The 18513-nt window shown below is 45.9% G+C and carries 19 protein-coding genes and 1 tRNA gene; 11 read left to right on the plus strand and 9 right to left on the minus strand.

The window, feature by feature from the left end; translation table 11 throughout:
* Positions 1-72 precede the first annotated feature (72 nt).
* The 3 genes from ACLVWU_RS01005 (at position 73) to ACLVWU_RS01015 (ending at position 2722) form a co-directional block, all read left to right on the plus strand.
* Positions 73-1596, plus strand: coding sequence for a SpoVR family protein (locus ACLVWU_RS01005; protein ID WP_413576598.1), 1524 nt, complete (start codon positions 73-75; stop codon positions 1594-1596).
* Between the two features lie 3 nt (positions 1597-1599).
* On the plus strand, positions 1600-1959 hold the full coding sequence (locus tag ACLVWU_RS01010; RefSeq protein ID WP_413576599.1) for a translation initiation factor: 360 nt from the start codon (positions 1600-1602) through the stop codon (positions 1957-1959).
* Between the two features lie 91 nt (positions 1960-2050).
* On the plus strand, positions 2051-2722 hold the full coding sequence (locus tag ACLVWU_RS01015) for a response regulator transcription factor (RefSeq protein WP_413576600.1): 672 nt from the start codon (positions 2051-2053) through the stop codon (positions 2720-2722).
* Positions 2723-2771: 49 nt separating this feature from the next.
* Here ACLVWU_RS01015 and ACLVWU_RS01020 read toward each other — a convergent pair whose 3' ends face one another.
* From ACLVWU_RS01020 to ACLVWU_RS01030, 3 genes are read right to left on the minus strand one after another with little or no spacing between them, the layout of a single operon-like run.
* Positions 2772-3962 (minus strand): hypothetical protein, encoded by a 1191-nt coding sequence (locus ACLVWU_RS01020; protein ID WP_413576601.1) that lies wholly within the window; start codon positions 3960-3962, stop codon positions 2772-2774.
* Positions 3963-3969: 7 nt separating this feature from the next.
* On the minus strand, positions 3970-4899 hold the full coding sequence (gene tadA, locus ACLVWU_RS01025; RefSeq protein ID WP_413576602.1) for a tRNA adenosine(34) deaminase TadA: 930 nt from the start codon (positions 4897-4899) through the stop codon (positions 3970-3972).
* Entirely contained in the window at positions 4896-6002 is a 1107-nt protein-coding gene (locus tag ACLVWU_RS01030; RefSeq protein WP_413576603.1) for a hypothetical protein, read from the minus strand. Before ACLVWU_RS01030 ends, tadA begins: the two co-directional genes overlap by 4 nt.
* A 158-nt stretch (positions 6003-6160) precedes the next feature.
* On the opposite strand from ACLVWU_RS01030, the gene rpsU reads away from it, so the two are divergent.
* From rpsU to rpoD, 4 genes are all read left to right on the plus strand, one after another.
* On the plus strand, positions 6161-6361 hold the full coding sequence (rpsU, locus tag ACLVWU_RS01035) for a 30S ribosomal protein S21 (RefSeq protein WP_088617237.1): 201 nt from the start codon (positions 6161-6163) through the stop codon (positions 6359-6361).
* 82 nt (positions 6362-6443) lie between these two features.
* Positions 6444-6890, plus strand: coding sequence for a GatB/YqeY domain-containing protein (locus ACLVWU_RS01040; protein WP_413576604.1), 447 nt, complete (start codon positions 6444-6446; stop codon positions 6888-6890).
* Between the two features lie 163 nt (positions 6891-7053).
* Positions 7054-8922: a DNA primase gene (gene dnaG / locus ACLVWU_RS01045; RefSeq protein ID WP_413576605.1), complete on the plus strand. Its 1869-nt coding sequence runs from the start codon at positions 7054-7056 to the stop codon at positions 8920-8922.
* Positions 8923-8935: 13 nt separating this feature from the next.
* Positions 8936-10765, plus strand: a complete 1830-nt coding sequence (gene rpoD, locus ACLVWU_RS01050) for an RNA polymerase sigma factor RpoD (RefSeq protein ID WP_413576606.1) — start codon at positions 8936-8938, stop codon at positions 10763-10765.
* 82 nt (positions 10766-10847) lie between these two features.
* On the opposite strand, the gene ACLVWU_RS01055 is transcribed toward rpoD, so the two are convergent.
* Both ACLVWU_RS01055 and ACLVWU_RS01060 read right to left on the minus strand, forming a co-directional pair.
* Positions 10848-11180: a hypothetical protein gene (locus ACLVWU_RS01055; protein WP_413576607.1), complete on the minus strand. Its 333-nt coding sequence runs from the start codon at positions 11178-11180 to the stop codon at positions 10848-10850.
* A 137-nt stretch (positions 11181-11317) separates the two neighbouring features.
* The gene (locus tag ACLVWU_RS01060; protein WP_413576608.1) at positions 11318-11761 is read right to left on the minus strand and encodes a GFA family protein; all 444 of its coding nucleotides are present in this window, start codon (positions 11759-11761) and stop codon (positions 11318-11320) included.
* 100 nt (positions 11762-11861) lie between these two features.
* Here ACLVWU_RS01060 and ACLVWU_RS01065 point away from each other — a divergent pair, with 100 nt between their 5' ends.
* A complete protein-coding gene (locus ACLVWU_RS01065) occupies positions 11862-12440 on the plus strand; it encodes an AAA family ATPase (RefSeq protein ID WP_413578759.1) in 579 nt (192 codons plus the stop codon).
* A gap of 76 nt (positions 12441-12516) precedes the next feature.
* Here the strand turns inward: ACLVWU_RS01065 and katG are convergent, their stop codons facing one another.
* The gene (gene katG, locus ACLVWU_RS01070; protein ID WP_413576609.1) at positions 12517-14733 is read right to left on the minus strand and encodes a catalase/peroxidase HPI; all 2217 of its coding nucleotides are present in this window, start codon (positions 14731-14733) and stop codon (positions 12517-12519) included.
* Positions 14734-15117: 384 nt separating this feature from the next.
* Between katG and ACLVWU_RS01075 the strand changes: the two genes are divergently transcribed.
* Positions 15118-15756: a hypothetical protein gene (locus ACLVWU_RS01075; protein WP_413576610.1), complete on the plus strand. Its 639-nt coding sequence runs from the start codon at positions 15118-15120 to the stop codon at positions 15754-15756.
* 62 nt (positions 15757-15818) lie between these two features.
* Here ACLVWU_RS01075 and ACLVWU_RS01080 read toward each other — a convergent pair whose 3' ends face one another.
* From ACLVWU_RS01080 to ACLVWU_RS01090, 3 genes are all read right to left on the minus strand, one after another.
* Positions 15819-16871 (minus strand): hypothetical protein, encoded by a 1053-nt coding sequence (locus tag ACLVWU_RS01080; protein WP_413576611.1) that lies wholly within the window; start codon positions 16869-16871, stop codon positions 15819-15821.
* Between the two features lie 116 nt (positions 16872-16987).
* A tRNA-Met gene (locus ACLVWU_RS01085) sits at positions 16988-17064 on the minus strand.
* Positions 17065-17126: 62 nt separating this feature from the next.
* On the minus strand, positions 17127-17474 hold the full coding sequence (locus ACLVWU_RS01090) for a hypothetical protein (protein WP_413576612.1): 348 nt from the start codon (positions 17472-17474) through the stop codon (positions 17127-17129).
* 127 nt (positions 17475-17601) lie between these two features.
* Here ACLVWU_RS01090 and ACLVWU_RS01095 point away from each other — a divergent pair, with 127 nt between their 5' ends.
* Both ACLVWU_RS01095 and ACLVWU_RS01100 read left to right on the plus strand, forming a co-directional pair.
* Complete coding sequence (locus ACLVWU_RS01095; protein ID WP_413576613.1) at positions 17602-17901, plus strand: hypothetical protein; 300 nt, start codon at positions 17602-17604, stop codon at positions 17899-17901.
* 84 nt (positions 17902-17985) lie between these two features.
* Entirely contained in the window at positions 17986-18489 is a 504-nt protein-coding gene (locus tag ACLVWU_RS01100; RefSeq protein WP_413576614.1) for a transposase, read from the plus strand.
* Positions 18490-18513 lie beyond the last annotated feature (24 nt).

The raw sequence follows: 18513 nt of genomic DNA on the forward strand, positions 1-18513 counted from the left end.
TAACCGACTTTGGGTTGGCAGTGGTCTTAGCAAGAAGGGTTTTGAGGCCCTTTAGAGAGTGAAGGAACTACCGTGGCAAATTTAACTCCCGAATTAGAAGCCGAACGAAAGCGCATTTGCCAGATCGCCAAAGATGCGGGTCTTGATTGCTTCGAAACCATTTTCGAATTGATCACCTATGACCAGATCTCTCAATTTGCCGCATACGGCGGCTTTCCTGTCAGATATCCGCACTGGAAATTCGGGATGGAGTACGAGCATCTTTCCAAAAGCTACGAATATGGTCTTTCTAAAATCTATGAAATGGTGATCAATACCGATCCTTGCTATGCCTATCTGATGGAAGGTAATGCGATGATGGATCAGAAGCTCGTCATGGCTCACGTGTACGGGCACTGTGATTTCTTTAAGAACAATATCTGGTTTTCCAAAACAAATCGTAAAATGATGGACCAAATGGCGAATCACGCGACACGCATTCGTCGCTACATGGATCGCTATGGACAGGACACCGTCGAAAACTTTATTGATGTTTGTTTAAGTCTTGAAAACCTGATTGATCGCTACAGTCCGTATGTGGAAAAGTCTGTGACTAAGTCGCAGACTCCTCCGCAAGAGAAAAACTACCTGTTGAAGGTAGAGCGCGATTACATGCGCGATTACATTAATCCTCCGGCATTCGTGGAAGAGCAGAAGCTGAAAGCGCAGGCTGAGGCAGCCGAACAAGCACAGCGTTTTCCTGCAGAGCCAGAGAAAGATATTCTGAAATTCTTTATCCATCACGCTCCGCTGTCGGATTGGCAAGTGGACGTGCTGACTATTATTCGTGACGAGGCCTACTATTTCTCTCCGCAAGGTATGACCAAGACCATGAATGAAGGATGGGCTTCGTACTGGCATTCCAAGTTGATGACGACAAAAATTTTGAATGATTCAGAGATCATTGATTTTGCGGATCATCATGCCGGAACGATGGCTATGGCCCCTAACGGCTACAATCCCTATAAAGTGGGAATTGAACTATTTCGCGATATCGAGGAGCGCTGGAACAAAGGGCAATTCGGACGTGAGTTCGAAGAGTGCGATGATGTGAAGGAGCGCAAACACTGGGACAAGAGATTGGGCCTGGGGCGCGATAAGATCTTTGAAGTTCGCAAAGTTTGCAACGATGTGACCTTCATCGATCAGTTTTTGACAGAGGACTTCTGTGTCAGGAACAAGCTTTTCGTTTACAAGTTTAATAAGAAGACTCAAAAGTTCGAAGTGGATACCAGTAACTTTAAGGCTATTAAGTCACAGTTGTTGTTTCATATGACAAACTTCGGGCAGCCAATTATTCGCATTGAAGATGCCAACTTCGAAAACAGAGGGGAGCTTTTGCTGAACCATCTGCATGAAGGCATTGATATGCAGCCTGACTTCATGAGTGAGACGTTGAAGAACGTCTACAAGCTTTGGAAGCGTCCGGTGAATCTGGCTACTATAATGGATGAAACGCCACAGCTTTTCAGATTTGACGGAAAGGAGTATACCCAGCATAAACTGAGCGGAGAAGGGCCAACCCCAAATCCGTCAACTGAAGAAAGCTCCGGTTAGTTCATGAGTAATACTCGTCTGGTATATAGCACTGATCCAAAGGACAACGTCGTTTGTCCTCAATGTAAAGAGCTTAAAAGCGAATGCAAATGTCGTCCTGAGGACGATGCCTCACAAAAGTTCGTTGTTATCTTTCGGCTTGAAAAGAACGGTCGCGGTGGGAAGACTGTAACTGTTCTTGATGGCCTTCCTAGAAACGAAGAATTCCTGAAAGGTTTTGCGAAGGAGTTGAAAGCCAAGTGTGGCGTCGGCGGTTCGCACTCTATCGGAGAAAAATTCGGTTTGGTGGAAATCCAGGGAGATAAGCGAGAAGCGGTCAAAAAAATTTTACAAGCAAAAGGAATTCCTTTTAAAGGGATGTAGTTCTAGACCTTAGGGTCCTTGTATTTTTGTTCGATAAACGTATTCTGTTTATATGCAGAATTATGGAAATAACTTGAACGTAGGGGTAACCTTGGCTGCGAAGAAAATCGTCATTGTAGATGACTATGAAGAAAGCTGTAAGCTTTTGGCAGAGATCCTAAGCTCAGCCTATGACTGCACTTACACTTCAGACAGCACAGCAGCCATGCAACTCATTAATGAACAGAGACCCGATCTGATTCTTTTGGATTACAAAATGCCGGGAATGTTGGGTGTTGATGTTTGCCGTGAAGTGCGCGAGCAGGCAGAAATCAAAAATACGCCAATTATTTTTGTCTCCGGTGCAGCGACGATCGACGAAAGAATCAAAGCTTTTGAGACGGGTGCGAATGACTTCATTTCCAAACCGTTTCACGTAAAAGAGCTTATCCTTAGAATCAAAGCACGCCTGGCTGAAAAAGAACCGGAAGTGACGGCAGAGCTGGTTGCCGGCAATTTGCGCATGAACTTGTTGTCCCGTCAGATTTTTATCGACAGCGAAGAGGTCAATTTGACTCCTAAGCAGTTCGATATCCTGAAAATGTTGGTGGCGGATAAAAACAACCTGGTAACCCGCGAAAAGTGTCTGAATGAAATCTGGGGTGACTCGGATGTGACTTCACGTAACGTTGATTCGCAAATCAACTATCTTAAACGTAAGATTGCCAAGTTCAACGGCCGCATCGTCGCGGTTCCGTCACTGGGTTATCGTTTAGAGGCATAAATTTAAACTAATGAATAATAAAAAAGGCGGATGTTGAATCCGCCTTTTTTTATTTAATCAGGTTCTTGGCCTTTTTCTGTGTTTCAAGCAATCGCTCATTGAAGGCTTCAAAGAACTTAGGTGAAACTTTGTAAATGGCCAGATGGTTTTGGAAAAGATGAGTGGCAACATCCGGGCTCTTGGACAAATTCCTTTTAACTCGCTTTAAAAGATCAGGTTCTGCTATCAGTCTTTTCGCGAAACTTTCCATAAATGCCTCGTCCTGGAATTTTTCGTAACTGGTAAAACCCTCGTTCTTTAGATCCAGGTCTTTAACAATCCCGTCGCGACCTTCTTTGATTTGTCGGTCGATTTCTGCGATGTATTCCGGAAACTGATAAGTTTTAGATGAATGAACCGCCTGAAGCAGCTTCATCGTAAGTTCAGCGCTTTTTTCAATACTGATCTGGTGAGGCTTGCCTTCTTCGTTTAGCAATAAGGCATTGTTAAAGACGTCTTCAGGGGATTCCGCGTGAGCTGGAGGAACCTCGCTCATGGTCTTCATAATCTCAGCGGAAGAAATCAGGACTTCAAAACGCATGGTCTCTTCCAAAATCTCTTTGGAATCAAGGCCCAGAACTTGTTCCTGAAGGGCCTTCAGGCGCATTTTGTCGTCTTTCTTAAGACGGCGCAGGTTCATTGTTTTTAATGTCTCAAGGGATTGTTCAAGCCACTTCATTCCGATGGAATTAACAATGATCGGTCCCTTGCATTGAGCTGTTGTCAGGGAAATGCGCGCTAGATTCTGTGCATCCTTAAGGCTGCCTTTGCGACGAACCTGTGCATTGGTAATATCAAATGATTCTATGGCGCCTGTCATTATAGGTGAAGTTAGGCCGCTTGCTGAATAGGCGTTGCAACCCTGCAGAAATAAATCAGATAGCTTTAAAAAGTTTTTTGCTGTTTGTGCGGAGTTAGTGGATTTAGTGAATACAGCAAGTTGCGAGAAAAACTGACGACTTCCTGGTGACGGTATGATGATCTTTTCCGTCTCTGGCAGTTGCGCATTTAGTTTCGCAGAAATCTCGATCAATGATTTATTTGCTTCGGGTTGATTCAACTCACTCTTTTGTGGAGACAAAGTGATTGCAGTCGCCGTTTCCGGTGCTGCTGCAGTCGGAGTCGCCGTCGCGGAAGGCGAAGGTGTTGGGCTTTCAGTCGGAGAAGCCGCTAAAGCTGCAGTTAATAAAAGGGCAAACATAAGCCTCCTAAAGTTTCATTTTGCGAGCGGTTTTCGTAAGCTTTTGCACAGCCCACAGTATGTCTTTGTCGTAAGAAAAAGTTTTGTCTAAGTCTTTCAAATCAATCCAGGCAACACCGCGATGATAGTCAGCATCCTGAACGGCGCGGACCTCGTGCCAAGGTTCATCAAGTGTGGCAAGATAAAAGAAAGTATCGCAGGGTTGGTTCTTTCCGTTCCACTCAAAGTCGTACTTACGACGGAATTCGGTTTCCGCGAATACTTTGATCTTGTAGTCAGTTTCTTCCTGAGCTTCGCGAGTTGCCGCTTCGTATGGTTCTTCGCCATTATCGATTTTTCCACCGGGCAAAAAGAAATACTTTTTCTTAGAGACCGGATCTTCAGCGTGAAAGCCCAAAAGTTTATTCTTATAAACGACCACTGCGGAAGCCCGTCGTCGATAGACTTTATCGGCCTTCACTTGCTTTTGTTCGTCACGTCGATTCTGAAAGAAGTCGCTGATCAACTGCGAGCATTCGTTTTCCAGCACTCCAGTTGTGACTTCAACCTGATGATTCAGTCTGGAATCGTTCAGGATCTGATAAAGGCTTTCAACGGCTCCGGCTTTGGAGTCCTTCGCGGCATAGACCACGCGGCCCACACGCGCCTGCTGAATGGCGCCGGCGCACATCACGCAAGGTTCAAGGGTGACATAAAGTGTGCAGTCTTCAAGACGCCAGGAGCTCATTTTTTTAGCGGCTCTATGCAGACACAAAAGTTCTGCATGGCCCAGGGGAGTGTGAAGAGTTTCGCGAACATTGGCTGCTTGGGATAGAAGTTCGCCATTCGGAGAAATCAGAACGGCGCCAATAGGTACTTCGCCGTTTTTACCGGCTTTGCGCGCAAGTTCAAAAGCCCTGCGCATCCATTTTTTGTCCTGAGCATCACGATTCATCATCGTGGATATTTTAGATCACCCTCGAAGAAAAGCTCAATCCAATTATTTTTCTTTTTACTTTGGGACCAGCGCCATTCATTAAAGTAAATAGCCCGGCCGGTGCTGATGCGAAATTTCAAGTCGGTCTCGGGACGAGTCATGACATAGAACGCGACGCTTTCCGCGAAATCATCCCAAGGATTGGTGGCAGCATAGGCGGAAACAAAGCTGGTTGGATCCAGCTGCATGTAGAACTCGTCCATATCGGATAGTTGCAAAGATTCCTTACAGTTGTAAAAGCAGAGTTTGCTGTGCAGCGGGAAACTGTTGTTGTCATTTGGTGCGGCGGCCGTCTTCCAGCTCAATACACCCCAGGAGTCTTCGATCGGAAACTGATGCTTGTGATATTCCGTGAATTCGTCTTGGGTCTTAGGGGATTTGCTGCAATCAAAGTTTTCCGGACCCGGCTCGCACTTGTATCGATTAACACCGTTGGCAAAATCAAAAAGATGCGCGAGTTCATGAATGAGCACGTACTCCAAAGTGGCCACGGGAGATTTGCTACGCACGGAAACGCGGGGCCCTTTTTTTCCCACTTCGTATCGCGGAGCTTTCGCACCAAAAACTTTTTGCTCTTTCCAGCCAAACACGGCGTCTGCTGAAGGATTTGCTGCAACCAGTGATGTCGAAATTGCTATGAATGCTTCTGCTGAGGCTGGATCCGTGCCGCCAAAGCCTGCCATCGCCAGCGAGAACATTTCGTCCACCACTCCGATTTTGGAAACCTTGCACATCATCTTTTGAAACTGAACTGGCAGGCGCTGGTAAACTGCGCGAAGGTTTTCATAGACCTCGGCGGGAGCTTTCCGGCATTCACTTTCATCTTCAAGACTCTTTACGTGACAGACGGCCTTGGCAATGTGCTCTTCACAGGCATCTGCCGCCGGAAAGCTCCATAGGGCCGAAGTGTTGTTTTGAGCCGCTTTCATAGCTGGCGGAGTGCCAATGATGAAATCATGGGCAAGATGCCGACCCCAAGTCACTTGGGAGGGCGTCGTTGCGGAGTGGGCGGATGCTACGGATGTTCCAAATAAAGCCAATGAAATTAGATAGATAAGTTTCATGGGGTCGAAGGTAAACATAGTTCTATGGGGCGGTCATCTGGGAAACTTTATAATGCACTGCATTTAGACCTCGAGGGGTTGCCCCTCTGTTGCCTCTTTGTTATACACTCTCATTCTTATTTCTCTCTTTCGTCCACATGGGAAGGCAGGTGATTGTCGTGGCAATGGTTAAAATCAAAGACGGTGAGTCTTTTGAATCAGCGTTCCGTAAATTCAAAAAATCTTGCGAAAAAGCAGGTATTCTTTCTGAAGTTAAAAAACGCGAACACTTTGAAAAGCCTTCTGTAAGACTTAAAAAGAAATCTATCGCAGCTCGTAAGCGCGCTGTTAAGAAATCTCGTAAAGGTTGGGGCGAATAGTTCTTTATTGAATTATAGTTTCTTACTCACAAGAGGCGACCCACAAAGTCGCCTTTTGTCATAATCACCATAGGGAGTTTTCATGGAAATCAGAGACAAAATCATGGCTGATGTTAAAGCCGCAATGATCGCAAAAGAATCACTGAAGCTGACAGCACTACGTGGTCTGCAAGCAGCGATCAAAAATCGTGAAATCGATATGCGCCCAGACGCAATCACTCCGGAAGAAGTGATCAACGTCGTAAAAAAATTGGTTAAACAACGTAAAGAATCCATCGATCAATTCTCGCAAGCCGGTCGTCAGGACCTGGTGGACCAAGAGTCTGCTGAATTGAAAGTATTGGAAGTGTATTTGCCAGCTCAAATGGGCCGCGAGCAAATCGAAGCGCTTGTCGTTGAAGTTATCGCTGCTACTGGTGCGAAAACTGTTAAAGACATGGGCCCAGTGATGAAAGAAGTCATCGCTCGTGCCAATGGCGCTGCTGACAACAAAATCGTCAGCGAAGTTATCAAAGCCAAACTAGCCTAGCTCTTCGAGGTAACAGTTCCCTTTTTGTATGGCAGTGCGCCCTGAGGGCTGCACAGCAGTACAAAAAGGGAACTGTTACCTGATTGGACCTTGCCTAAAGCCTGCGGGGACTCATGTTAAGTGAGTTCCCAAGGTGAAACTTGAACGAAACTTTGGAAGGTACATGCGTTTTTCCCAAGATTTCATTGAGAGAGTGTCAGAGGGTAACAACCTCGTCGATATCATCTCTCAATACACACAGCTAAAACAGAGCGGCAGTGGCCTGATGGGTCGTTGTCCGTTTCCAGATCACGCTGAAAAAACAGCGTCGTTCTCTGTTTCAGAAGTGAAGCAAGTCTACCACTGCTTTGGTTGTCATAAGAGTGGTAATTTGTTTTCATTCCTACGCGATTATCAGGGCATGAGTTTCCCTGAGGCTGTTGAGTACCTTGCAAATCGCGCCAGCATTCCGATTCCCGCACCAGAAGCCCATGATCCGCAACGTGATCAAGCTGCGGATAAAAAGAAGTCGTTGTTAAAAGTAAATAAGCTCGCTGCTGATTATTTTTCAGAGCAACTTCGTCGCGTGTCTAATGATCATCCAGTGAAGCGCTATATCGCCAGCCGTGGCCTGTCCCAGGAAGTGATCGACACTTTCGGCATTGGTTACGCCATTGCTGAATGGGACGGCTTAGAGCGTGTTTTACAAAGCAAACAAGTGCCGATGGCATTGGCGGAAGAGGCGCGTCTGGTTAAAGCCCGCAACGGCAAACCCGGCTATTTCGATATTTTCCGAGATCGACTGATGTTCCCGATCTTTTCTCCAATGGGTGAGCCCATTGCCTTCGGTGGACGTTATCTAGAGAAAAAAGAAACTGAACCCAAGTATTTGAATTCCCCAGAGACACCGGTCTTTATCAAGGGCCGCGTTCTTTACGGATTGTCGCAGACGGCGCGCTATATTCGCTCTGAAGATCAAGCCCTTATTGTAGAGGGATATATGGATCTAGTGTCCCTGTTTCAGGCCGGTATCAGAAACTCTGTTGCGACCATGGGAACAGCGCTGACTCCGGAGCACGGTAAGATGTTGAAGCGCATGACTCGCAATGTGGTGGCGCTTTTCGACGGGGACTCTGCCGGAATGGAAGCTGCAGAACGCAGTCTGCCGATTTTGCTTTCAGCGGATTTGTATCCTAAGGGTCTGACTTTACCAAACAGCATGGACCCTGATGATTACGTTAAGAAGTACGGGGCGGATGCCTTGAAAGTAGAGCTGGATCGCGCTCCAGACTTGTTTGTTCTGATCTTGAATCGCTGGATGGAGGGTTACCGTGGTGATGCTCCAGAGAAGGTGAAGCTGGCGGATAAACTCAAGCCTCTGTTTGAGGTCATTCCTGATCAACGTTTGCGTGATTTGTACCTGGCTGAGGCCGCTCAAAAAATGAGTGTGACCCTGCCGTGGCTGCGTCAGGCTGTGGGATTACAAAGTAGCGGCCCTGTATATTCGCAGAACAGAAGCTCATTCTCTAGGACGGTGCAGCCAAATCAAGGGACTCAGCAGGCTAACCAATCAGCGGCTTCGCAAGTGTCTGACTCTGTGGAGGGTGGCAAAATCACCCTTAAAGGAGCCTCAAAAGCGGAAGCATTGCTATTAGGATTGGTACTCAAAAGTCGTGCCAATTTCGAGCTGTTTGCGAATGAAAATGTGCTGGCAAGTATCTCTCATGCGGGAGTGAAAAAGATCCTCGAAAAAGCGACTGATGTGTATAGACAAGACTTAAATAAGTTTGATAAATTGACCAGTCTCCTTGTCTCCTATGTAGATCATCCGGAATTATTATTTGTTGAGGCGCCCAAAAATGAAGGCGACCCCGGGTTTGATGAAGAAATAGAGGCAAAGTATTTGCGCGATTGCTTTAAGCGCGTGCGCGACAATTTCTTGCGCGATCAAGCAAAGCAGTTGGCCCTGGACGCTAAGTCCGAGCCAACCTCTGAAAAGTTGGAACAGATTATGAAGGCACACAGAGATCGACTATCTCTGAATAAAGGATAAAGGCGGGTCATTGATGAAACAAAACCTACCAAACAAACAAGAGAAAGAGCCAACAAAGGTTCTTTCTTTGCAGGAACAGGAAGCTCTGGTTAAAGAAGAAATCCAGAAATTCCTGAAGCTTGCGAAGGAAAAGGGTGCGTTGACGATCGAAGAGATCAACGACCTTCTTCCACCTGAAATCATTGCCCCAGCTGCATTGGACCAGTTCATGCATGGCCTAGAGGCCGCGGGTGTAGTTATTTCAGACTTGTCTGAAACTTCGAAAGACGAAGAGGGCGAAGGAAACTTCCTGGAAAGCCCTGATTCTGAGGACGAAGAAGTAGATGAAGAAGAAAAAGCAGAAAGCGAAGACGTAAAGGGTAATGACCCAGTTCGCTTGTATTTGCGTAAAATGGGTTCCGTATCTCTACTTACTCGTGAGGGTGAGGTCGAGATTGCTCGTCGTATTGAAAAAGGGGAGCGTGAAATCGTTCGTGCGATCCTTTTGTCACCTCTAGGTACATACGAGATCATTCAACTTGGTAAGCGTCTTGATGAAGGCCGTATCAAAGTTAAATCGATCTTCCGTGGTCTTGAGGATGAAGAAACTCAATACGATGAAAAGGAATACATCGATAAAATTCACGAATTGATCGGTAAAGTTACAGAGTACCAAAAAGCTGCTGCGAAGCAGTTCGAAGTTCTTCGTAAAGAAGAAACCAACACTCCAGCTCGTCAGGCTGCAATGAAAGAACTCGTTGCGATGAATGACACGCTTATGGCGGTGTTCGAATCTGTGAACTTCAACCGTAAAACGATCAACCGTGTTGTGATCAAGTTCAAAAACCTGGTGAACCGTATCGGTACTCTTCGTCGTCGTATCAAAGACGGTGTTGAGCGTACGTTCTCTAAAGACGTTGTATCTATGACTGAGCGTATGAAGCTGGTTGAGAGCAATGAAAAAGAACTGACACGCATGACTCGTGATACAGGTCTTAATTATCAAAAATTCAGATCTTATGTGTTGCAAGCTCAAGAGGCAGAAATCCGTATTAAACGTTTGGATTCTGAAACTGAGATGAATCACACATGGGTGAAGGAAACATACACAGCTATCTGGAAAGGTGAGCGTGAGGCCGATGCAGCGAAATCTGAATTGGTTGAAGCGAATCTGCGTCTAGTTGTTTCTATCGCTAAGAAATACACAAACCGCGGTCTTCAATTCTTGGATCTAATCCAGGAAGGTAACATCGGTTTGATGAAAGCGGTTGATAAGTTCGAGTATCGTCGTGGTTACAAATTCTCGACATATGCGACTTGGTGGATCCGTCAGGCGATCACTCGTGCTATTGCCGATCAGGCGCGTACGATCCGTATCCCTGTTCACATGATTGAAACTATCAATAAGCTTGTTCGTACATCTCGTTACTTGATCCAGGAGCTTGGCCGTGAGCCGACCCCGGAAGAGATCGCAGATAAAATGGACATGCCGGTGGATAAAGTTCGTAAAGTTCTTAAAATCGCAAAAGAACCAATCTCTTTGGAAACTCCGGTGGGTGAGGAAGAGGATTCGCACTTAGGCGACTTTATCGAGGACAAAAAGGTTATCAACCCTGCAGAGGCGATTGTTAACTTGAACTTGGCGGAGCAAACTCGCCGTGTTCTTGCGACTTTGACTCCAAGAGAAGAAAAAGTTCTTCGTATGCGTTTCGGTATCGGTGAAGAAGCCGATCATACTTTGGAAGAAGTAGGTCAGGACTTTAACGTTACCCGTGAGCGTATCCGTCAGATCGAGGCGAAAGCTCTTCGTAAGCTTCGTCATCCTTCTCGCAGCAACAAGTTGAAGGCTTTCGTAGACAGCTAGATCTTGTTTCTTGCAGTTTAAAAACTAAAAAGGGCTCCTGTAAGACAGGGGCCCTTTTTTTATTCCAAAATTTTGAGACCTGCTATTCAACCAGGATTCTATTCGCTTCGATACCTTGCAGGACTGCCGTGAAGTGAGACTTAAGGACTTTGTCTTCAGCCACCGTTTGGCAAAACAGGAAAGTCAGCTGAAGCTGTTCTTTAGGTGTTAGTTTAAAAAGAATCCAAACAAAGGGAAGAGTACCAAAGGTGAAGTGTCGTTTTTTATCAAAGACGAACTTTACGAAAGTTTTTGATACTTGCAGTTGAGTAGCACAATGTTGAAGAGAGAAAGTTTGCTTCTTGGCTTTCGACTCCATGTACTTATGCTTCAAAAAATCTCGATAGTCCGAGAACGTTTCTATGTTGACCGACAATCTGGCCTCCTGAATATAGGATACTTGTCGTAATCATTTTGGATATTGATTTTGGAGTCGAAACGAAAAAACCGTATTCTTAATGAATACGGTTACCACTGTTAACCAAAATTTTCTGTTCGGCAAAAGTGCGGCAGTTACAAGTGACCGGTAAATTCTGGAGTGTGAAACCAATCATTATCTCGACCATTCATATATCTGATTGGCGCCAACATTACTTCTTTGAAATCAACATTGTCCAAAGATGCAACCGCGATCGAAACATAATCTCCACCAATCTCGGGAATGTTCCCTAGCGAGAACAGGCGTATTCCACAGGCTTTGCAAAACATGTGATGATTCGTATAGGGCGCCATCGAATCACCGATTCTAAAATTTACAATGCCTGACTTCGAATAGTCCGAGAGCAAGTCTGCTCCCGAAAGTAGTTTGAAGTTTTCAGGCTTGGTTTGAATGCTCCAATTTCTGCTTTTGGTGCAAAAGGAGCAGTTGCAACGTCCAGTTCCTTTTGAGAAATCAAGAAGGGCTTCGAATTTGACCTTCTGGCAGTGGCAACTTCCATGAAATAACTTGGCAGACATAGGCTCTCCTTGGGCTGTGGGAGAGGATATTGTTGCGTATAAATTGGCCCTTGTATATCGTTCAGTGTGTTCAGCGAAAGTTAAAGGGTGAGGGCCAGTGATGGACAGAGTTAAGAAAATCGTACTAACGGGAGCACCCTCTTCGGGAAAAAGTTCAGCCCTGGCCGCGATTGAGGCGTTGAACTTTCCGAGTGTAGTGCTCGTACCTGAAAGTGCCGTTGTCTTACTGAAGGGTGGTTTCCCGGCTCCGGCCCATGATGATCTGGAACAGATCAGGGCTTTTCAAAACTCGATCCTTACGGTCCAGGAGAATCTGGAAGGGATAAGTTTGCGTCGCCAACCCAAGGCCACGCACATGATTTTGGATCGTGCGAAAATGGATGGCGCGGCCTTCTGGCCTCCTGGTGTTGAGGACTACTTGAAGAACTTCCCGGTGAAGATAGAAGATGAACTGGCCAAGTACGACCATGTGATTTTTCTGGATATGCCACCGCAGGAATTTTTTGGGGGAGTCAATCAGTCGCGCTTTCATAACTTTGAACAAAGTCTGGAAAGTCAGCAGCGGTTGCTGCAGGTCTGGGGGAAGCATCAAAGTTTCAAACGCATCGAAGCCCAGAAAGATTTTAGCAAAAAGACCGAGAACATCCTGGCGGCGCTTAAAAGTTTGGGAGCTTTGTAAAGAAATTTTAACTGCGATCAAAAAGCAAGAAGCCACCTTTCGGTGGCTTCTTTAATCAGTCTTATGCTTACAATTGCTACTTTAGATCAAAGCGATCCAAGTTCATAACTTTGTTCCAAGCTGTCACAAAGTCTTTTGCAAATTTCTTTTTGCCGTCATTGGAAGCGTACACTTCTGCAACTGCACGAAGCTCAGAGTGCGAGCCAAAGATCAGATCCACCGGAGTTGCTGTCCATTTAACCGCGTTCGTTTTGCGGTCCAAACCTTCGTACAATCCCACTGTAGCGGACTTTTGCCATTTCACTGACATATCCATCAGGTTTACGAAGAAGTCATTGGACAGGGTGCCCGGTTTCGTCGTGAAGACACCATTTTTAGAGTGGTCCCAGTTCACATCAAGAACACGCAATCCACCCATAAGGACTGTCATTTCAGGAACAGTCAAAGTCAGAAGGTTTGCGCGATCCACCATGGCTTCTGCCGGAGAAAGGTAGTTACCTTCACCATAGAAGTTGCGGAATGCATCGGCTCTTGGTTCAAGATTTGCGAAGGAAGCAACATCAGTTTGCTCCTGAGTCGCATCAACACGTCCTGCCTGGAAAGGTACAGTGACAGAAATGCCACCGGCTTTTGCCGCCTGTTCAATACCTACGTTACCGCCAAGTACGATCAAATCCGCCACAGAAACTTTCTTGCCCGCTTTGTTAAAGTCTTTTTGGATCGACTCATACTTAGCAAGGATTGGGGCAAGTTCTGTCGGAGCATTCACTTTCCAATCCTTCATTGGCGACAAGCGAAGACGAGCACCATTAGCACCACCGCGCATATCCGTGCCACGGTAGTAAGCTGCAGAAGACCACGCCGTACGGATCAAATCAGAATTTTTGATACCAGATGCCGCGATTTTCTTCTTCAATGCAGCGACATCAGACGCAGAGATCTTCTTGCCTGTTGCAGCTGGAAGAGGATCCTGCCAAGTGAAGATTTCTTTTGGAGCATCGGCACCGATGTAGCGGGCGCGAGGACCCATATCACGGTGAGTAAGCTTAAACCATGCACGAGCAAAAGCTGCTTCGAACTCTTTTGGATTGTCCAAAAACTTTTTGGAAATCTTGTTAAACGCCGGATCCATTTTCAAAGACAAATCCGTTGTGAACATGATTGGTGCGTGACGTTTGTCAGCAACGTGCGCATCCGGAACCATAGTCGCAGCGGCACCCTTTTTTGGAATCCATTGAGTTGCACCAGCCGGGCTCTTTGTTTGCTCCCAATCAAATTGGAAAAGGTTCGCCAGGAACATCATCGAGAACTGAGTCGGTGTCGGAGTCCATGCACCCTCAAGTCCACTTGTCACAGCGTCTTTACCAACACCTGTGCCGCATTTGTTTTTCCAGCCAAGACCTTGTTCTTCAACCGGTGCGCCTGATGGATCAGAGCCCACGCATTTTTCCGGCTTATGGGCACCGTGTGCTTTACCGAACGAGTGACCACCTGCGATTAGCGCTACGATTTCTTCGTCATCCATGGCCATACGACCGAATGCCTGACGGATATCCGCTGCAGCTGCAATCGGATCTGGTTTTCCGTTTGGACCTTCTGGGTTCACATAGATCAAACCCATCTGCATTGCTGCCACTGGTTTTTTATCAAGTTTACCATCAGCGGTGCGGCGTTTGTCGCCACCCATCCATTTTGTTTCAGTACCCCAGAATACCAAATCTGGTTCCCATTGATCTTCACGACCACCGGCAAAACCGATAGTTTTGAAACCCATGGATTCCAAAGAAACATTTCCAGTTAAGATCATCAGATCTGCCCAGGAAAGTTTTTGTCCGTATTTTTGTTTTACCGGCCACAACAAGCGGCGGGCTTTATCCAGGTTCGCGTTGTCAGGCCAGCTGTTCAGCGGTTCGAAACGTTGTTGGCCACTGCCACCACCGCCGCGACCGTCAGCTGTGCGATATGTGCCGGCACTATGCCACGCCATACGAATAAAGAATGGACCGTAGTGACCGTAATCCGCTGGCCACCAGTCTTGAGATGTCGTCAAAACTTTTGCGATATCTTTTTTTACTTCAGCAAGATTCAGGGATTTGAATTCTTTTGCATAGTCGAATCCTTTATCCAGTGGATTGGATTCAGCTGCATGCTGACGAAGCGGGGAAAGATCCAATCTTTCAGGCCACCAGAATTTATTGTTGGGAGCTTGCTCCACAGTATCTTTACCTTCAGCGAAAGCAGTACCAGCACTTAAACTGAGTGCAAGCAATGCAACGCCAAGAAATGGTTTCATAAACACGATAGTTCTCCTTTGTATCGTTCGTTAAATGTAAACGTGCGATGTCTATTTTTCGTGGTTAAGGTTAATTAGTAAAATTGATAGTTCCTATCGCAACGATAGACAAAGCCTATGGTCAAAAACAGAATGATGAAGTGACCTGTTTGGTGGATGCGCTTTGAAAGGAGTTTTTCGAACGGAATCACAAGTCACTTGGTGTTAACTAGTTTATATTTATGGGGTTAAGGAAAACTAACATATATGTTTCATTGTGAAACAGTGTTGCTGAAAGGCCTCGTATAAACTTGATAAAATCGAGCTGAGGGTAATGTGAGCAAAAGCTTTAACCGATAATTAATAAGTGAGCCAAAACAGAGTAACTAAAGGAGCAGTACGTTTATGGATAATCCTTTACTAAAGTTAATCGTTATTATGGGTCTAGCAGTATCAACTCTCGCAGCCTGCGAGGCGACTGAAGAAACTCCCAGCACAGGTACCGATTTTACATTCGCGGGATTGGCGAAGACATGGGAGAGCGGTTGCATCACCGCAACTGATGGAATCGTCACGAATGCCAATCGCACTAAAATTGAACTAACTATGCATAGCAACGGTGCCTTCACGCATAATCAATATTGGTTTACGGGCGGAAGTTGTATCAGCTATGCGATTATGTATACGTCAACGGGATCTTATACGATTGGTTCAGCGACCGGATATCTTTATCCTTTGGCCTTCACAGTCACATCTTCATCCATGATGGCATGGAATACGTCTGTGCAATCAGCGGTGAATACAGGTTGCGGCGGAACAAGTCCATATAACAGTACACCAAGTACTGGGGATAACGGTCAGTCGAAATCCACATATATGATGTCGTGCTATTCGATGACCTTGCCAAACAGTGGGAATAAGTTTGTGGATAACGTCGGTACTTTGAGCAATGGTGTTCTAAGTCTTGGCCAAAATCAAAACGGTGTGCCGGGAGTATTCCAGGGCGGATCGGTTCCGACATCTACTTCGGTTGATTTTTACTAGTTCAGTTTAAATTTGCAATTTTGGATTTTTGTTGCAGGGAGATTTATCTCCCTGTTTTTTATTTAAAGGACTTTCAATTCCTTGAAGTAGGCATCGAAGAATAGCTTGCTGTCCAGCTTCTTTGTCTTCCAGTCTGGCATTAGCTTATCCAGAATCAGTGCATAGGCAAAACCCAGCGAGTACCAATAGCTTTGCTTCTTGTTTGAGGAAATGAGTTCACACCAAGCTTGTTGAATTTCTTTTTTGTACTCCTTGAAGCCATCAAAGAATGGATCTGATTTTAGTAAAGTATCGTCTTGATAGAATGCAAACTTCGACATTAAATGAAGTTCAACATAGTCAGCCGTGCCCTCGGCCCAAGCGTCATATCTTTCCCACTGCAGTGGCTTGAAGGCATATTTTTTTTCAAGAAATGCCCAGCGTTTGGAACGAAGTTGCAGAGCTTTTTTGAGATTCGCCTTGGTTTTCGTCATTGAAGCAGAGCAGGCCGCCTGTCCCAGTAGTTCGACTTCCTTTTTGACTAATTTCCGATGCTCATCGTCCTTTGCAATTTCCCTTTTGATTGGAGTGGTAATTTCCTTCATTAAGGCTGAATCATAGTTAACGAACTGATCTTGGTAAGTGTGAAATAGTTCGTGAAAGGAGATGTGAATCCACTCCTCTGTGGTTTGTTTGTCTCCACTTCGATGATACTCATCCAGGCTTTTAACGAAATAAATCGAGTGCTTAAAATGCATCCCGGTCATTTCTTTAGAGTAGGCGTTGTACAATACGGCCGGTGCATCTGGTTGCTTGTTGCCGAAAGCGTCCCTGAATACTTCAGTTTTAGCGACGGAAGTAATTTCTTGTACTACCGATTTGGGAAGGGATGTGGGGGTATAGTAATCTGGCAGCGGATTCACATTAATCGCAAACTGATTTGTTCTTTCAATCACGACAAATCTGAACTCAGCATTCTCGAATCCAGGCCAAACATCTTTCGCCACTTTTTTCTGAATACGAAACAGCTCATTAATTCGAACAATATCCAATGAGCTAAGTTGAGAGACAGGTTTGCTAGGAGTCGTACAAGATACGACAGTTAAAAGCGCTAGAATTAATGCCAAGAGTTTCATGAACTACCTTACTCAATTTCCTAGGAATAATGCTGCGACCTTCGCGTACTATTAAGTCGAATAATTTTAAACTAAGAAAAAGTGGCCCGCCAAGCCGTAGCCCGCAGGGCGAAGGATGGTAGGGGGCGAGGGACTTGAACCCCCGATCCCAGTGTTATGAGCACCGTGCTTTAACCAACTAAGCTAGCCCCCCACTTTTGGAGATTTGAACCTATCAAACTCCTAGTGGATTGGCAAAAGCGCGGCGCGTAAGTACTAGTGGGTAGGGCGGTCCTCGGGTCTTTTGGTGTTGGTGGGGCTCATTTGTTCGTTGATGCTGCCATGGGCGCCTACGTTACCGATGGTGATCTCGGGAGTGGTCATTCCGATGTGGCTGAAGTGGGCTTTGCGGAACTCGGCCGCCAGGTGGATGGATTCGCGCAGGCCTTCTTCGTCGCGAAATACGCAGACGCCGATACCCTGGCCGTCGGGAGTTGTGATCCAGTCATAGGAAACGAAGCCCTCCATCTGTTCCAGCAAAGGTACAAACATGTCCTGAATCTTTTCTGCAATTTCCTGAATATACACAGGGCTAAAACGGTAAGTACGTACTGAAGCAAACATAGAGGCACCACCTTTACCTCTATTCCATGGGAAACCCGGTAATATGTGTAGGGGAGGACTAAAGGGTTGTATAAAAACAAGGATTGGTTATATATCCGCCCTTCCAACTCAAAGAAACGAGGACCCAATGCGTTTACCTGTCGTACTTCTGTTTGTCGGATTCACAGTTATGGCCCATGCGGATGAGCAAACTGGCAAAGTTCCAGTTCAAGATGGATTTCAAAAATTGGATATGCAGGGTTTTGATAAAGCCATGGCGACAACTGCAACTGGTTCTAAACCAAAAGTTTCAATCGGATGCGCAGATTCAACTGGCAAGAGCTATTCAGCAACGGATGTAGGCTACCAGGATTGTCTTGTGAGAACTCAGTCTAAAACAGCCGGTTCAAATGATACCAGCAACGTTAATTTGAAATTCGGAAATTAGTTTCCAGTCTCATTTGTGTTGCAATGACCCAGACCTGACCGGGAATGGCGTTGACCTTCGCGGTCCAGTTTATAAACTAAAGAAATGAAAAAGCACCTAGGTTTCGCATTTTTGACAGCAATTTTGGGTTTGTCTTTGCAGGCATGCTCTCCAGCAGGTTCCTTGATCGGCCATCAACGTGATGCTGACTTCTATGGTCAGTTCGTAAATCCTTCCGCTGACTGGCCTCAGGCAGAAAATAAAATTGATGAACTTAAAGTTTTGGAAACCGGCAGCGAGTATCCAATGCGCTACGTGCTTTTTGATAATGGAAAGTTCTTTTATCAAGTCGACCGTCTTGGCAAAGGTGAAGGCGTTTGGACTTATCAAAATGGCGCGATGATCATCACTGCTCAACGTACGATCTTTAAGATGGAATTGGCTGTATCAGCCGCGAGCGATACGGGTAGTGAAACGGTCGTTCGCTTCTATGACCGCCACGGATTCAACTCGATGCCAATCAAACTGCGCAACCCAGAAGTTTTAAAGTCGCAAGGCAAACAGGCCCCGCAACTTAAGCAGTTCAGCCGCTCGGAAAAGAATATCTAAAAAAAAGGGAGCTTTGAGGCTCCT

This window comes from Bdellovibrio sp. HCB290 (genome assembly GCF_047305925.1).
In the GTDB taxonomy this organism is placed as follows: Bacteria; Bdellovibrionota; Bdellovibrionia; order Bdellovibrionales; family Bdellovibrionaceae; genus Bdellovibrio.

Excerpts from the sequence above, each read along its gene's own strand:
- rpoD (WP_413576606.1), top strand. The coding sequence starts at position 8,936 with ATGAAACAAAACCTACCAAACAAACAAGAGAAAGAGCCAACAAAGGTT.
- ACLVWU_RS01075 (WP_413576610.1), top strand. The coding sequence starts at position 15,118 with ATGGATAATCCTTTACTAAAGTTAATCGTTATTATGGGTCTAGCAGTA.
- tadA (WP_413576602.1), bottom strand. The coding sequence starts at position 4,899 with ATGATGAATCGTGATGCTCAGGACAAAAAATGGATGCGCAGGGCTTTT.
- ACLVWU_RS01090 (WP_413576612.1), bottom strand. The coding sequence starts at position 17,474 with ATGTTTGCTTCAGTACGTACTTACCGTTTTAGCCCTGTGTATATTCAG.
- ACLVWU_RS01020 (WP_413576601.1), bottom strand. The coding sequence starts at position 3,962 with ATGTTTGCCCTTTTATTAACTGCAGCTTTAGCGGCTTCTCCGACTGAA.
- ACLVWU_RS01060 (WP_413576608.1), bottom strand. The coding sequence starts at position 11,761 with ATGTCTGCCAAGTTATTTCATGGAAGTTGCCACTGCCAGAAGGTCAAA.
- ACLVWU_RS01095 (WP_413576613.1), top strand. The coding sequence starts at position 17,602 with ATGCGTTTACCTGTCGTACTTCTGTTTGTCGGATTCACAGTTATGGCC.
- ACLVWU_RS01080 (WP_413576611.1), bottom strand. The coding sequence starts at position 16,871 with ATGAAACTCTTGGCATTAATTCTAGCGCTTTTAACTGTCGTATCTTGT.
- ACLVWU_RS01010 (WP_413576599.1), top strand. The coding sequence starts at position 1,600 with ATGAGTAATACTCGTCTGGTATATAGCACTGATCCAAAGGACAACGTC.
- dnaG (WP_413576605.1), top strand. The coding sequence starts at position 7,054 with ATGCGTTTTTCCCAAGATTTCATTGAGAGAGTGTCAGAGGGTAACAAC.
- ACLVWU_RS01030 (WP_413576603.1), bottom strand. The coding sequence starts at position 6,002 with ATGAAACTTATCTATCTAATTTCATTGGCTTTATTTGGAACATCCGTA.
- ACLVWU_RS01065 (WP_413578759.1), top strand. The coding sequence starts at position 11,862 with ATGGACAGAGTTAAGAAAATCGTACTAACGGGAGCACCCTCTTCGGGA.
- katG (WP_413576609.1), bottom strand. The coding sequence starts at position 14,733 with ATGAAACCATTTCTTGGCGTTGCATTGCTTGCACTCAGTTTAAGTGCT.
- ACLVWU_RS01100 (WP_413576614.1), top strand. The coding sequence starts at position 17,986 with ATGAAAAAGCACCTAGGTTTCGCATTTTTGACAGCAATTTTGGGTTTG.
- ACLVWU_RS01040 (WP_413576604.1), top strand. The coding sequence starts at position 6,444 with ATGGAAATCAGAGACAAAATCATGGCTGATGTTAAAGCCGCAATGATC.